The organism is Janibacter sp. FSL W8-0316, from assembly GCF_038004165.1.
Classification (GTDB): Bacteria; Actinomycetota; Actinomycetes; order Actinomycetales; family Dermatophilaceae; genus Janibacter; species Janibacter indicus.
The window spans coordinates 2,673,564-2,687,773 of sequence record NZ_JBBOQX010000001.1 but is presented as its reverse complement, the minus strand read 5'-3'; the positions used below and the strand labels follow the sequence as shown (position 1 = coordinate 2,687,773).

Annotated in this window: 12 protein-coding genes and 1 tRNA gene; 6 read left to right on the top strand and 7 right to left on the bottom strand. The window is 73.2% G+C overall.

Annotated features, from left to right (window positions below):
* Nucleotides 1-8: 8 nt before the first annotated feature.
* Nucleotides 9-84, bottom strand: a tRNA-Ala gene (locus NYE39_RS13220).
* A gap of 89 nt (nt 85-173) precedes the next feature.
* Here NYE39_RS13220 and NYE39_RS13215 point away from each other — a divergent pair.
* On the top strand, nt 174-1,436 hold the full coding sequence (locus NYE39_RS13215; protein WP_341012932.1) for an AI-2E family transporter: 1,263 nt from the start codon (nt 174-176) through the stop codon (nt 1,434-1,436).
* A gap of 14 nt (nt 1,437-1,450) precedes the next feature.
* Here NYE39_RS13215 and NYE39_RS13210 read toward each other — a convergent pair whose 3' ends face one another.
* From NYE39_RS13210 to NYE39_RS13200, 3 genes are read right to left on the bottom strand one after another with little or no spacing between them, the layout of a single operon-like run.
* A complete protein-coding gene (locus tag NYE39_RS13210; RefSeq protein WP_341012931.1) occupies nt 1,451-2,296 on the bottom strand; it encodes a hypothetical protein in 846 nt (281 codons plus the stop codon).
* A 41-nt stretch (nt 2,297-2,337) separates the two neighbouring features.
* Nucleotides 2,338-2,991 carry a GNAT family N-acetyltransferase gene (locus NYE39_RS13205; protein WP_341012930.1) on the bottom strand — a complete coding sequence of 218 codons (654 nt, stop codon included), beginning with the start codon at nt 2,989-2,991 and terminating at the stop codon, nt 2,338-2,340.
* Complete coding sequence (locus NYE39_RS13200; RefSeq protein WP_341012929.1) at nt 2,988-4,385, bottom strand: UTP--glucose-1-phosphate uridylyltransferase; 1,398 nt, start codon at nt 4,383-4,385, stop codon at nt 2,988-2,990. Before NYE39_RS13200 ends, NYE39_RS13205 begins: the two co-directional genes overlap by 4 nt.
* A gap of 23 nt (nt 4,386-4,408) precedes the next feature.
* Here NYE39_RS13200 and NYE39_RS13195 point away from each other — a divergent pair, with 23 nt between their 5' ends.
* Entirely contained in the window at nt 4,409-4,984 is a 576-nt protein-coding gene (locus NYE39_RS13195; RefSeq protein WP_192911409.1) for a 5-formyltetrahydrofolate cyclo-ligase, read from the top strand.
* Here the strand turns inward: NYE39_RS13195 and NYE39_RS13190 are convergent.
* On the bottom strand, nt 4,950-7,526 hold the full coding sequence (locus NYE39_RS13190; protein WP_341012928.1) for a penicillin acylase family protein: 2,577 nt from the start codon (nt 7,524-7,526) through the stop codon (nt 4,950-4,952). The genes NYE39_RS13195 and NYE39_RS13190 overlap by 35 nt on opposite strands.
* A 49-nt stretch (nt 7,527-7,575) precedes the next feature.
* On the opposite strand from NYE39_RS13190, the gene NYE39_RS13185 reads away from it, so the two are divergent.
* The 4 genes from NYE39_RS13185 to mscL all read left to right on the top strand — a co-directional run bounded on the left by NYE39_RS13185 (nt 7,576) and on the right by mscL (nt 10,367).
* Nucleotides 7,576-9,096, top strand: a complete 1,521-nt coding sequence (locus tag NYE39_RS13185) for a potassium/proton antiporter (protein WP_072623644.1) — start codon at nt 7,576-7,578, stop codon at nt 9,094-9,096.
* 11 nt (nt 9,097-9,107) lie between these two features.
* The gene (locus NYE39_RS13180) at nt 9,108-9,419 is read left to right on the top strand and encodes an FmdB family zinc ribbon protein (RefSeq protein WP_072623643.1); all 312 of its coding nucleotides are present in this window, start codon (nt 9,108-9,110) and stop codon (nt 9,417-9,419) included.
* 41 nt (nt 9,420-9,460) lie between these two features.
* On the top strand, nt 9,461-9,895 hold the full coding sequence (locus NYE39_RS13175) for a hypothetical protein (RefSeq protein WP_072623642.1): 435 nt from the start codon (nt 9,461-9,463) through the stop codon (nt 9,893-9,895).
* 109 nt (nt 9,896-10,004) lie between these two features.
* Nucleotides 10,005-10,367: a large conductance mechanosensitive channel protein MscL gene (gene mscL / locus NYE39_RS13170; protein WP_192911406.1), complete on the top strand. Its 363-nt coding sequence runs from the start codon at nt 10,005-10,007 to the stop codon at nt 10,365-10,367.
* 31 nt (nt 10,368-10,398) lie between these two features.
* Here the strand turns inward: mscL and NYE39_RS13165 are convergent, their stop codons facing one another.
* Together NYE39_RS13165 and NYE39_RS13160 are read right to left on the bottom strand one after the other, a co-directional pair.
* A complete protein-coding gene (locus NYE39_RS13165; RefSeq protein WP_159451192.1) occupies nt 10,399-10,569 on the bottom strand; it encodes a hypothetical protein in 171 nt (56 codons plus the stop codon).
* Nucleotides 10,566-14,207 (bottom strand): DUF4011 domain-containing protein, encoded by a 3,642-nt coding sequence (locus NYE39_RS13160; protein ID WP_192911405.1) that lies wholly within the window; start codon nt 14,205-14,207, stop codon nt 10,566-10,568. Before NYE39_RS13160 ends, NYE39_RS13165 begins: the two co-directional genes overlap by 4 nt.
* Nucleotides 14,208-14,210 lie beyond the last annotated feature (3 nt).

The following is a 14,210-nucleotide window of genomic DNA, read 5'->3' as shown; positions in this document are numbered from 1 at the left end:
GCCTTCGGTGGTGGAGCTGAGGGGATTCGAACCCCTGACCTTCTCATTGCGAACGAGACGCGCTACCAACTGCGCCACAGCCCCGAGAACGACGGCAACCATAACACCGGCGTGGCCGGGACTCGCAATCCGGGCGACTAGAGTCGGCAGACCATGGACCTGTGAGGAGCCGCATGAGCGACGAGCGCCGCCCGAAGGGAGTGCGGCTGCCCCGCATCCCCCGCCGCCTGCCCCAGCTGCCAGCGGCCCCAGCGCCTGAGCGGCAGATCGTCATCCAGACCACGCCCCCGACGCCATCGGCCCCAGCGACGGTCCCTCCGACCTTCCGGGCGGCCTCGGAGTGGGTGTGGCGCAGCCTGGTCATAGGCGTCGGGATCCTCGCGCTGCTCTGGATCATCTCGAAGCTGTCCGAGGTCGTCTTCCCGGTCATCATCGCGCTGCTCCTCGCGGCCCTCCTCGAGCCGCTCTACCAGCGGCTGCGCGTGGTCCTGCCCCGCGGGCTGGCCGCCGGCGTCACGGTGCTCGGCACCCTCGCCGTCCTCGTCGCGCTCTTCAGCTTCGTCGGCAACCAGTTCGCCGACCAGCTCGACGACATCGTCGGCCAGGTAACGCAGGGCATCGAGGAGTCGCGCGAGTGGATCGTCTCCACCTTCGGTCTCACCGAGGGCCAGATCACGACGTGGCTCACCGAGCAGTGGGCCAAGGTCGCGCAGGGCGAGGACCTCTCGGCCCGCGCGACCCAGGCCGGCCTGACCGTCGGCCACCTGCTCACCAGCTTCTTCCTGGCGATGTTCTCGCTCTTCTTCTTCCTCTACGACGGGCCCGGCATCTGGGCGTGGATCGTGCGCCTCTTCCCGCGCGGCGCCCGCGCCAAGGTCCTCTCCTCCGGCGCCATCGCGTGGAACCAGCTCAAGGCCTTCACTCGCGCGACGATCCTCGTCGCCGGCGTCGACGCGCTCGGCATCGGCCTGGGTGCCTTCGTCCTCGGCGTCCCCTTCGCCTCCGGCATCGCGCTGCTCGTCTTCATCGGGTCCTTCGTCCCGATCGTCGGAGCGCTCGTCTCCGGCTTCATCGCGGTCGCGCTGGCCTTCGTCGCCAAGGGGCCGGTCACCGCCCTGATCATGCTCGGTGTCGTCATCGCGGTGCAGCAGCTCGAGTCGCACGTGCTGCAGCCGCTGCTCCTCGGCCGGGCCGTGCGGGTTCACCCGCTCGCGGTGATCCTCGGCATCGCCACGGGCATCATCGTCGGCGGCGTCATCGGGGCCCTCGTCGCGGTCCCGACGGTCGCCGTGCTCAACGCCGTGGGCCACAACCTCCTCGACCCCGAGCCCGAAGACGTCGACGACCCCGCAGACCTCGTCGAGTCACGGGAGCAGGACGCGGAGATCCGTGAGGACGTCGCCGAGGACGACGAGCGCAGCCGCCTCGAGTCCTGATGGACGAAGGGGGCTCAGCCCCAGCCGGCGATGGCCGGCAGCTCGTCGTCCTCGACGTCGATGACCTGCGGCACGTCGTCTGCGGCCGCGGGTGCAACCGGAGCGGCGGTCGGCGCGGGAGCCGGCTCGGGCCGGTGGGCCGCGGCCTTCATCGTGTAGACGGGGCGCGGCACGGGGGTGGGCTGCCAGGTGCCCGGCTCCGGCTCGGCCTCGGCGACCGGGGTCGCGACCTCGGTCTCGGGCTCGGCGGCCGGGGCGGCGGCGGCGACGTCGTAGATGCGCTCGGGCGCGCGGGGCGCGGCGGCCGGAGCAGCGCTGGCCCGGGGGGCGCTCGGGCGTGCGGTGGCCCGCTCGCGTGAACGAGCCGCGGCCCGCTCGGCGGCACGGGCCCGACGCTCGACCTGCACGGCCTGACGCAGCCAGCCGAAGGCCGCGACGGTCCCGACGAGCCAGGCGAGCCCGACCCACCAGGGCAGCGGGCCGAAGGCCGCGACGAGGACGACGACGGGCAGCAGCACGACCATCGAGAGCAGCACCAGACCGCGCACCCGACGGGGAGCACCGACGGCCGGCTCGGCGAGGCGGCCGCGCTGGGGCGTCTCGGCGCGCTGCGGAGCCTCGGCGTGCTTGACGGTCACCTCGGGTCGCGCGGCACGCACCGGAGCGACGGAGTAGGAGCGCGGCGTCGGCTCGGCCGACTCACGACGCAGTCGGTGGTCGTCGAGGACCCGCATGGCAGCGGAAAACCGGTCGACGGACCGCACGGTGGAGAGGTGGTCGCGGCGCTTGATCCAGTACTGGAGGAGATAGACAGCCCAGATCGCCACGACGAGGACGAAGATGAGGCTGCTCGGCTGCACGAGGCCAACGCTATGAGGACGAGCACCGCGCGTGGCGCAGGCTACTCGGTGTGTCGCGCACGTGACGGATGTTGTGAGTGTGACAAGCGTGCCGTGAGCCCTCCGGGACCGAGCTCCTCGCGCACGACGGCGAAGCTGCAGTGGTCGCGCCAGTCGCCGTCGATGTGGAGATAGGCACGCCGCAGGCCCTCCTCGCGCAGCCCCAGCTTCGCCGCGACGGCCAGGCTCGCGGGGTTGTCCGGGCGGATCTCCAGCTGCACCCGGTGCAGGTTGCGGCCGCGCGGGTCCATGAGGTGGTCGGCGATCGTGGCGACCGCCGTCGGGGCGATGCCCCGGCCGGCGACCTCCTGACCGACCCAGTAGCCGAGGCTCGCCGAGCGCAGCGCCCCCTCGACGATGCTGCTCGCCGAGACCATGCCGACGATGCGGTCACCGACCACGATGACCAGGCTGAGCCCACCACCGGAGCGGGCCTCCGCCCGCAGCGCCCGCACATAGCCCCCGAAGTCGGCCGCGATGTCGCGTCGCGCCGGCCCGCCGGGCGGCACGGTGGGGTCCCACGGACGCAGCCAGTCGGCATTGCGCTCCCGCAGCGCGACGAACTCGGCGCGGTCCCCCCTTCGCACGGGACGAAGGGAGATCTCCTCGCCCGCAGGAGTGGTCCCGGTAAGGACGACCTCGCGCGAGCGCCTCACTGCGGCAACGTGACCCGGCCCTCGAGCCGGGTCCCGTCCGCCACCGTCGTCGGCTCGCTCGCGACGACCTCGACATCTCCCACGGCCACGACGTCGGCACCGAAGGTCACATCGCCCTCGACGGCGAAGCTCGTGCACTCGCGCAGCGAAGGAGCCCCGGCGGGGAAGCGGGCGTCGAAGTCGGCGAGGAACTTGTAGCTGCCGTCGAGGCTGACCCGCGGGTCCTTGCGCTCGATCCGCGAGACGACCCGCCAGGCCTCGTCGAGCTCGAAGACGTCGCTGCGCACGAGGAGCAGCTCGTTGGTCGTCTTGACCGGGCGGAAGCGCGAGCGCGGCACGCGCAGCGCGACGCTGCCCTCGAAGGCCTCGACGGCCGTGCCCATCGCCGACTCGATCTGGATGATCGGGGTGGAGTCGGCGCGCGTGGGGTCGACGGTCTTGCGGTTGATGATGATCGGCAGGCCGAGGACGCCGTCGCGCTCTCGCAGCAGGGCGTCGAGCTCGTCGAGGCCGACCCACAGGTTGTTGGTGTTGAACCAGCCGTGGCGCGAGGTGTCCTGGAAGAGATCCTCCTCGCCGTCGACGACCATGGCCGACTCGCGCAGGACGATCCGTCCGTCGCTGCGGCGCACGGCGACGTGACCACCCTTGCGGTCGTTGGCCGTGCGCTCGGCGACCTCGGCCGCGAAGGGGATGCCCTCGGCGAGCAGCCAGGCCGCGATGTCGGGGTCGCAGGTCGCGCCGAGGTTGTCGGAGTTGGAGATGAAGGCGTAGCGGATGCCGGCAGCGCGCATCTGGTCGAGCAGGCCGGAGGCGGCGAGCGAGACGTAGACGTCGCCGTGGCCGGGCGGGCACCACTCGAGGGTGGGGTCGTCGGGCCAGGTCACCGGCGCGAGGGTCGCGGCGTCGAGCTTGGGCTCCATGCTCTGCACGAAGTCGAGCGGCAGGTCCTGGCGCGCCAGCTGCGGGTAGCGCTCGAGGATCTCGAGCGACTCCTCGCGGGTGCGGAAGGAGTTCATCAGCACGAGGGGCGGGCGGGTGCCGTAGCGCTCCTCGAGGGCGATGAGCTGGCGGGCGATGATGTCGAGGAAGGTCAGCCCGTCACGCGCGACGACGGCCGACTTGGGCCCGGACATGCCCATGCTCGTGCCGAGACCGCCGTTGAGCTTGATGACCGCGACCTTGGCCATCGCGGCCCGGCGCTCGTCGTCGCTCACCTCGATGGCGGCGAGCTCGGGCGGGTCGACGAGAGGCTCGATGCTCTCCTCGGGGATCGTGCCCTGGGCGCCGTCGGCGAGCTGCTGCCAGTAGTCCTCGAAGACCGCCACAGCCCGCGGGTCCACCCCGCGCGCGGTCATCCTGGCGACGGCCTCGTCTCGCCCTGCTGCTCCCATGACGGTCACCCTACGATGCGCTCATGGCACCCGCCCGGAGGACGAAGGGAGAGATCCGTCGCCTCCTGCGGGCCCGGCGGCGGGAGCTGGCGGCCGCTCGAGACCTCACGGCAGACGGGGCGGCGCTGGCCGAGCACCTCCTCGACCACCCGCCGGCGGGCTGGCCCGGGGCGGCCGGGCGCACCGCCCCGACGACCGTCCTGTCCTACGAGTCGCTGCCCCACGAGCCGCCGACCGCCGGGGTCAACGCCGCCCTGCAGTCGGCCGGCCACCGCGTGCTCGTGCCGATCACCCTGCCCGACATGCAGCTGGAGTGGTGCGACCTCGCCGACCCCGACCGCACCCCGCTGGGCATCGATTCCCCCACGCGCGCCGACCTCGTCCTCACCCCGGCGCTGGCCGTCGACACGGCCGGCACGCGGCTCGGGCAGGGCGGCGGCTGCTACGACCGGGTGCTGCCGATGCTCGCGGAGGGCACCCCCTTCGTCGTCCTGCTCCACCCCGGTGAGGTCACCGACGAGCCGCTGCCCGCCGATGCCCACGACGTGCCGGTGGCTCTCGTGCTCACTGCGGACGGGTGGAGCCGGGCACGAGCGTGAGGGTCTCCTCGGTCGACTCCTCGACGGCGCGACGGGTGCTCGGCCAGGGATAGGTCTCGCCCGCGAGCCAGGCCTGCGTCTGGTCGTCGTAGTGGTCGCTGAAGGGGTGCCCCGAGGCCCCGGTCTGGTTGACCCACCGGGAGGCGTCGAGGTCGCCGAGGTCGACGACCATGCGCATCGACGGCGCATTGGTCACGCCGAATCCCTCGGGCGCGGTCCAGGCCATCGCGTTGACCGTCGAGGTGCCGCCGGCGACCGGGTGCGACCCGCCGTTGACAAGGCGGCGCACCGGCCCGGGGACGTCGTCGCCGCCGAGCACCTGGTGGCGGAAGGTCACCCGGTGCAGCTGGTCCCACCGCCACGTCGTCGGGTCCTTGCCGAGCTCGCGGGTCAGCTCGAGCCGGGCGTCGACGAGCGCGCGCCGCAGGATCTCGTCGCGGCCCTCGAGGACGCCGGGCGTCGTCCGGTCGTCCCACCAGCCGCTGCGCGGCTTGTCGAGCAGCTGCTCGATCGCGGTCCAGTAGGCCGACTCCCCGCTCGCCGGCAGCTCGGCGGGCAGGTCGTCGTCGAAGGTCAGCCGCACGAGCTGCTGCCACACGGCGTTGAAGTACATCGCGGCCGCGGCGTGCGAGCCCCCACCGGACGGCTGGCTGTCGTCCCAGTCGCGCAGCAGGTCCCGCGCGTCCTCGGTGAAGTCGTCGTCGAGGTCGATCTCGAGCAGCCGGTCGACGAGCACCGGCGCCAGCCCGTGGTGGGTGTCGAGCTGCACCCGCGCCATCTTGTCCGGGCTCACCCGCTCCTCGCTGAGCAGCAGGTCGCGGATGCGCTGCGACCGGTAGCCGTGGTCCCACTCCGTCGTGAGGAAGGGGGTGGTGCTCGCCGTGACCTGCTGGTTGGCCGTGACGACCAGGCCCTCCTTCGGGTCGAGCGTCCACGGCAGGTCCTCGAAGGGCACGTAGCCCGTCCAGTCGTAGGTCTCGTCCCAGCCCGGCGCCGGCAACCAGCCCGGCGGGTGGTCACCGACCCCCTGCCGGATCGGCACCCGGCCGGGCGCCTGGTAGCCGATGTGGCCGGCGGTGTCGGCGTAGACGAGGTTCTGGTTGGGTACGGCGAAGTCCTGTGCCGCAGCGCGGAACTCGTCGAAGTTGCTCGCGGTGTTGAGGCCGAAGATCGCGTCGGCGGTGCGCCCCGGCTCGAGCGCGGTCCAGGCGAGCGAGACGGCGTAGCTCTGCGTGCTCCGGCCCTCGACCTCGACCTCCTCCCCCGCCTCGGCGACCGTGGGGACGACGTCGGAGAGGATCGGACCGTGGCCGGTCGAGCGCACGGTGATCCGCTCCGTCTTGCCACCAGCGACCCGGATCCGCTCGACGCGGGTCTCGAGCGGCACGAGACGCCCCTTGCGCAGGTAGCGGTCGTCGGTGATCTGCTCGAGGTAGAAGTCGGTGACGTCCGGCCCGAGGTTGGTCAGGCCCCAGGCGATGTCGCGGTTGTGCCCGATGACCACGCCCGGCACCCCGGCGAAGGTGTAGCCCGACACGTCGAAGGGGCAGGCGTCGCTGACCTCGCGGCAGTGCAGCCCCATCTGGTACCAGATGCCCGGCTGCGTCACCCCGAGGTGCGGGTCATTGGCGAGCAGCGGCTTGCCCGTGGTCGATCGCTCCGCGCTCACTGCCCAGGCATTGGACCCGACACCCTCGCCGTGGCCGAGGAGCGGTGGGACGGCGTCGATCGCGGCGACCGTCTCGGTCATCGCGGTGCGGGCCTGCGAGGCACGAAGGGGGACTCCCTCCCCCTTCGTCGTGAAGGCGGGACGCTCCTGCGTCGACGGCCGCCAGTCGCTGCCGGACAGGATCGGGGCGTGCTCACGGGTCGGGTAGGCCGGGTAGAGGTCCTCGATCATCGCGTCGCTGACCCGGCCCTGGAGCAGCGCGCGGGTCAGCTCGCCGTCGTAGTTGCCGCGCAGGTCCCAGGCCATCGCCTTGAGCCAGGCGAGCGAGTCGACCGAGGTCCAGTGCTCGACCTGGTACTCCGGGAGGGTGAGGTCGAGGACGGTGTACTCCAGGGCCATCGACGCCGTGGAGCCGTGCTCGTCGATCCACGCATTGACCCCGGCGGTGTAGGCCGAGAGGGCCTGACGGGTCCGCGGGTCGAGCGTCGGCAGCTCGGCCTCGGCGACGCGCCGCCAGCCCATCGTGCGCACGACCTTGTCGGTCTCGACACCGGGTTCGCCGACGAGCTCGGCGAGGCGACCGGCGGTGATGTGCCGCCGCAGGTCCATCTCGAAGAACCGGTCCTGCGCCTGCACATAGCCCTGCGCCCGCATGAGGTCGCCGGTCGTGTCGGCGTAGACGTGGGGCACGCCCTGCGCGTCGCGCAGCACCTCGACCTTGCCGTCGAGCCCGGCCAGCTCGATCGTCCCGCTCGTCTGCGGCAGGGGTCGGCGGCCCTGACCGATGACGACGCCGGCGAGGACCACCGCGGTGACGAGCACGAGCGCCAGCACGACGACGAGCGTGCGGCGGACCTTACGCACGAGGCTCACCCTGAGAGACTATGCGCAGACGACGGGCGGAGGTGGTGTTCCGGTGACGATGGGCGATCCTGCGGCCGCGGGCTTCGACCTGTCACAGCTCTCGCTCGTCCTGCTCGCCGGGTCGCTCGTGCTCGTCGTCGCCGTCGCCGCCGTGCGGCTGGCCACCCACTCGGGCCTGCCGACGCTCCTGCTCTACCTGGCCATCGGCCTGGCGCTGGGGCGGGAGGGGCTGGGCATCCCCTTCGACTCCGAGCAGATGGCGCAGGTACTCGGCTACTGCGCGCTCGTGCTCATCCTCGTCGAGGGCGGCCTCACGACGAAGTGGTCCTCGATCCGCGCGTCGGTCGCCCCCGCGCTCGCCCTCTCGACCGTCGGCGTGCTCGTGTCCGTCGCCGTGGTCGCCGTCGCGCTGCACCAGATCCTGCACACCGACTGGCGGATCAGCCTGCTCATCGGCGCGATCCTCGCCTCCACCGACGCGGCCGCGGTCTTCTCCGTGCTGCGGGTGGTGCCGCTGCCGCGGCGGCTGTCCGGGATGCTCGAGGCCGAGTCCGGCTTCAACGACGCCCCCGTCGTCCTGCTCGTCACCGCCCTCTCGCTGCAGATCGCCCACCCCGCAGACGCCGAGCCGTGGTGGGCCATCGGCCTGCTCGCCGTCGCCGAGCTCACTGGTGGGGCGCTCATCGGTCTGGCGATCGGGTGGCTCGGCGGCAAGCTCATGCAGCGGCTGGCCCAGGGCACGTCCGGGCTCTTCTCCCTCGGGGTGGTGGCCATCGGGGTGCTCGCCTACGCGGCGGCCGCGACGGTGCACACCTCGGGCTTCATCGCCTGCTACCTCGCGGCGCTCGTCCTGGGCAACATGCACCTGTCGCACCGCCAGTCCGTCACCGGCTTCGCCGAGGCGCTCGGCTGGCTCGCCCAGATCGGCCTCTTCGTCATGCTCGGCATGCTCGCCCGCCCCTCCGGGATCGTCGAGGAGATCCCCCGCGCGATCGTCGTCGGCCTCGTCCTGCTCCTCGTGGCCCGGCCGCTGTCGGTGCTCGTCTCGCTCACCCCCTTCGGCATCCCGTGGCGCGAGCAGGCCTTCCTCTCGTGGGCAGGTCTGCGCGGGGCCGTGCCCGTCGTCCTCGCCACGGTGCCGGTGACCAACTCCGTGCCCGGCGTCGAGTGGGTCTTCGAGCTGGTCTTCATGCTCGTCGTGATCTTCACCCTCGTGCAGGCGCCCCTGCTGCCGTGGGTGGCCCGTCGGCTGCGGGTCACCGAGCCGGCGCTGGCGACCGGGGTGGTCGTCGAGTCGGTCCCGCTCGAGCAGCTCGGTGCCGAGATGCTCGAGGTCGCGGTCGTGCCCGGCTCTCGTCTGGCCGGCGTCGAGGTCTACGAGCTGCGACTGCCCCGCGGGGCCAATGTCTCGCTCGTCGTCCGCGACGAGGCGACCTTCGTCCCCGACGCGCACACCCGGCTGTGGACCGGCGACCGGCTCCTCGTCGTCACCCCCGGGGCGGTCCGCGAGGCGACCGAGGCCCGTTTCCGTGCCGTGTCGCGGGCAGGTCGACTGGCCGGGTGGCGGATCGACGTATGATATGGCCCGATATGCCTACCTATGCCTACGCCTGCGCCGACTGCGGCCACGCCTTCGACATCGTCCAGTCCTTCAGCGACGACGCGCTGACGGTGTGCCCGCAGTGCGACGGCACCCTGCGCAAGCAGTTCAACGCCGTGGGCGTCGTCTTCAAGGGCGGCGGGTTCTACCGCAACGACTCGCGCCCCAGCGACTCGTCCTCGAGCTCCAGCGACTCGTCCTCCTCGAGCGCGTCGGGGTCGTCGAGCAGCTCCTCGAGCGCGTCGAGCTCCAGCTCGTCCACAAGCTCGGGCACTGCGACCGCGTCGTCCACCGCCAGCTGACGCCTGCCCCGACCGGCCCGCCGCGCCCCTAGCGTCGGGCCATGGCCGCATCCGCTCTCGCCCAGCACCTGCCCTCGCTCTTCGGGCCCTCCCGACGTGCCGCGTGGCGCCTCTCGCTCGCCCGCCGGGCCCTCGCCGCCCTGTCGATCCTGGTCGCACTGCACCTGGCGCTCGGCGCGCTCGCGCCGGCCGAGAGCCTCGCCCCGAGCTCCTCGACACCCGCCGGCCCCGAGCTCTCCCTACCGCTGGCGATGCCCGCAGACCACCTCTCCCCCGGCGACCGGGTCGGCGTCTACCTCCCCGGCCGTGCGGAGCCCGTCGTCGCCTCGGCCCGGTTTCGCGGGGGCGACGAGGACGCGTCCGGGCGCAGCGTGGCTCGGATCACGCTGCGCGACAACGACATCGGCGCGATCCTGCGCCAGATGGGGGTCGACGGGCCGACCCAGGGCGGCTTCGTGCTCGTCCGCCACGGGTGATGCGACACGACGGGGAGCGCATGGCCGCCAAATGGCCTCCCCATGGTCCACACTGAAAGACGAGCGGCCTCGGTCGCGACCCCTGTTACCCAGTTGAAGGGAGACCCTCGTGAAGGGCTTCAAGGACTTCCTCATGCGCGGCAATCTCGTCGAGATCGCCGTCGGTCTGATCATGGCGACCTCGTTCGGCGCGGTCGTCGCGTCGTTCACCAGCCTGCTGCTGGCCGCGATCGCCAAGGTCATCGGCGCCAACCCCAACTTCGACGACTTCAAGCCGGCGGGCCTGCCGGTCGGTGCCTTCGTCACCGCCGTCGTCGCCTTCCTCATCCTCGCCTTCGTCGTGTACTTCTTCGTCGTGAAGCCGTACACCGCGATGCGTGAGCGCTTCGTCGCCGCCGAGGAGGAGACCACCGACGAGTCCGTCGAGCTCCTCCGCGAGATCCGCGACTCCCTGCGCGCCGGCCGCGCCTGAGTCACGCCACGAGCACGACCCGACGCCCGCCTCACTCCCAGTGAGGCGGGCGTTGCTCGCGCAGCCAGCGGTCGTGCTCGTCCTCGTCGGGGCGCTCGCCCCAGCCGCGGTCGGTGTCGTCGCGGGTCTGCTCCGGGCGGGTGCGCGGCCGAGGCGTCCGCGGCTGCTCCTCGGGTGCCTGCCCCTCGGGCGTCTCACTCATGACTGCTCCTGATCTCCGATGGCTTCGCGCACCGCTCGGGCGACCTGGGCCTCCTGACGTGCCGGGTCGGCGAAGATGTCCACGGCCCACAGCCGCAGGTGGTGCCACCCGAGGTCGGTGAGTCGCTCGACGAGGATCCGGTCGCGCTGCCGGGTCGACGCCAGGCCGGCGTAGCCGGGCCCGTCGACGTCGACGGCCAGGAGCATGCGCTCGGTGTCGCGGGGGTCGGCGACGGCGATGTCGATACGGTGCTCGCCCATGCCGACGCCGGTGCGCACCGACAGGCCGCCCTCGCGCAGCCTCTGGACGAAGCCGTCGAGCAGCGGGCTGAGCGCGGGAGGCTCGGCTTCCTCCTGCGGGGTCCGGTCGGCCAGACCGGCCAGCAGGGTGCGCAGCGCGCGATGCCCCGACCGGTCGCCGTGCTCGCCGGTGAGGTCGTCGGCCTCGAAGGTCGTCACCCAGGTCACGCTGAGACGAGCGCGCGTGGCCGCGAGCAGGACGAGCTCGCCCCCGGTGTCGCCGCTCAGGGCCCCGAGCCGTCGCACGACCCGGCCCTGCGGCGTGCGGCCGAACCCGACCGAGACGATGACCGCGTCGCGCTGCTCGCGCTGCCAGCGGTCGGCGGGCTTGATGAGCAGGGGCTCGGGCAGGTCGGCGATCGCCCGCGCGATGGCCGGGTCACCCTGGGCGAGCTCGGCCACGGCATCGGCGATCCGCTCGGTGTGCGCCCGACCGAAGGTCACGATGCCCACGGAACGCCCCGGGTGCCCGCTCAGCTGGCGGCGCAGCCTCTCGAGCACCGCCTCGACCTCGGCGGTCGAGCTCTCGACGAGCCCGGTGCGCTCGTCGAGGATGCCCAGGCCCTCGACGCGCACGAGGTGGACGTCTTCGTGGGCGAGGGGCGGCGGCGGGTGGACGAGCTCGCCGGCGGACGAGCCGTCGACGAGCAGGTTGGCGACCCGCGGGCGGGGGTAGGCGCTGTCCCGCAGCGCGGCGGTCGGGAGCACGTCTGCGGCGACGTCGGCGAGCGAGCGCTTCGGTGCTGCAGGTGCGGACACGCCGGCGTCCGCGGACCAGGTCGCGGGCGGCAGCTGGCCGCGGTCGCCGATGACGAGCAGCTGGCCGCCGCGGGCGATCCCGGAGAGGGTGCGGGCGAGCGAGGTGCGCGAGGCGTCGTCGACGACGACCAGATCGAAGCGCTCGTCTCCCGGCAGCACCTGCCCGATGACGAAGGGGGACATCGCCCAGGCGGGAGCCGCGGCGCGCAGCAGCCCGCCCCACGAGTCGAAGGCCCGGGTCCACGGCGGTCGCGCCACGATTCCCTCGTGGGCGGCGGCGACCTCACGCGCGGCGGAGCGGAAGCGCCGACCCTCGACGTGGAAGCGCTCCCGCTGCCGGGTAGCGATGCGAGCGACGTTGGCGCCCAGGCTCGCCCGGTCGGCCTCGACGAAGGTGCGCAGTGCCTCGTCGAGGCTCTCCCCGGTGATCGCCGAGTACCGCTCGTCGCGGCCGGCCTCGGCGAGGACCGAGGTCCACCAGACGAAGCGGACCTCGTCGGCGACAGCGTCGGGCGCGACCCGGCGGGCAGCGAGGTCGTCGAGCAGGTCGCCGAGACCACGGGCCCGCAGGTCGTCGAGATCCTCGATGACCTCGGGCACGGCACGCACGCCCGTCGTGTCCTTGGCGAGAGCGTCGAGGCGGGCGGTCAGCTCCTCCCACGGGGTGTCGAGCAGGTCGCCGCCCGCGTCGGTGTCGGCGAGCACGGACCCCACATGGGTCAGGTCGGCGTAGACGCGCTCGTAGGCGGTGTGCGCGCGGTCCATGTCGGCCGGGATGCGGGGGCGTCCGCCGCCACCGGTGAGGCGCGACCAGGAGCGACGCTGCTCGGCGGCCAGCCGCAGCGCGGCGTGGAGGTCCTCGGGCGGGCGACCCGGGCGCAGCAGTCGGCGGGCCTGACCACGCAGGCGCCGCCGCTCGATGGCGCCGAGCGCCTCGAGGTCGGGCGTGCCCTTGGGCGCGGTGGCCGCGAGCAGGTGGTCGAGCGGGGTGTCGAAGACCTCCGGCCGGAAGACCTCGAGGGTGTCGCGGATCTCCTCGATGCCGGCGAGGAACCGACCGAGGTCGGCCGGGCGCCCGGACCGCGGCTCGGCGATGTCGGCGAAGACGTCGCGCACCGTCGTGCGCAGCGACGCGAGGCTGCCGTCCTTGCCGCGCAACCGCTCCAGCGCCGCGAGCACCTCGTCGACGTCGGCCGTGGAGGTCAGCCGGGCGCCCTGCCAGGGCTCGTCGCTGCGCTCGGGGCGCCAGGCCTTGCGGGTCGCGACACCGGTGAGCTGCGCGGCGAGAGCGTCCCTCCCTTCGGCATCGAGGGCGGCGAGCGTGCGGCCGGTGATCCGGACACGGGAGCGGGGCGCCGGTCGGCACGTCGACAGACCGACGATCGCGTCCTGGGCGTCGGCGATGGACACGCCCCAGGGCTCACGCGGCTGGTGCATGGCGTGGGTGTGGCCGTCGAGGATGCGGGCGGCCGACGCCGCGCGCCGGCCCGGCTGGCTGAAGGAACGGTCTGAGTCCGGCAGCCCGCGGGGCCAGCGCTCGGTGACGATCGCGGGGTCGATCTCGGCGGCGGGGTCGGTGACGTGGACGAGCAGGTCCGCCAGGCCGGCTGGGCGCAGCTCGCCGGCGACGGCCTCGATGGCAGAGGCCTTTTCGGTGAGGAGCAGGACGGAGCGGCGCTCACCGGCGGCCTGCGCGATGACCGAGGCGACGAGCCGGGCGACACCGGTTCCGGGCGGCGCGTCGACGTAGAGGTCCTGACCGTCGGCGACGCGGTCGAGCACCGCCTGCTGGTCGGCCGTGACGTCGAGGACGGCGGAGTCGGCAACGCTCGGCGCCTCGGCCTCGGGCGAAGGGAGTGCCTCGCCCGCCAGCAGCGCCGCCGCCGGGCCCTGCTCGAGCGCACCCGACTCGGTGAGCCGGGAGAGGTCGGCGAGCGCCTCGGCCTTGCCGTAGGGGAAGGCCGCCAGGACGATCCGCGAGGAGATGGTGAGCTCGGGCAGGTCGGCGCACTGCTCCCGCAGGGCGTCGAGCACGGGCGTGGGGTTGAAGCCGCGACCGTCGCCGCGGCCGAGGTCGGCGAGGGCCTCGCCGTCGATGTCGCGCCTCAACGCCCGACGCAGGTAGGTCAGGAGCGCGGGGTTGATCTCGACCCGGGGGGCCAGGTCGAGGGCGAAGTCGGGCCCGGGCCGCAGCCGCCGCAGGGCGGCTCGGCGGAGCACGACCGGGGCGAGCGGGCGCTCCTCCTCGCCGGGCACGTGCCACGAGGCGGCGCCCATGGCGAGGAAGCAGGTGTGCACGCCGTGCTCCTCGGCGATCCGCTCGACGTGCTCGGTGAGGCTGGCCGCCCGGCGCTGGGCCCGCAGCAGGGCCCCGGGCTCACGGACGAGGTCGGACAGGCGGGCGTCGCGGCCGGAGAGGAGCATCGCCACGCCACCGGGGTGGGCGTTGGTCAGGTCGACGACGTGGGGATCGCGGGTCGGCCAGATGAGAGTGTTGGGGCCGCCGAGCTCCATCAGCTCGCGGCGCAGGGAGGAGACGTCGGCCGGCGCCTGGGCAGGGGTCGTCGGCACAGGAGTCACGAC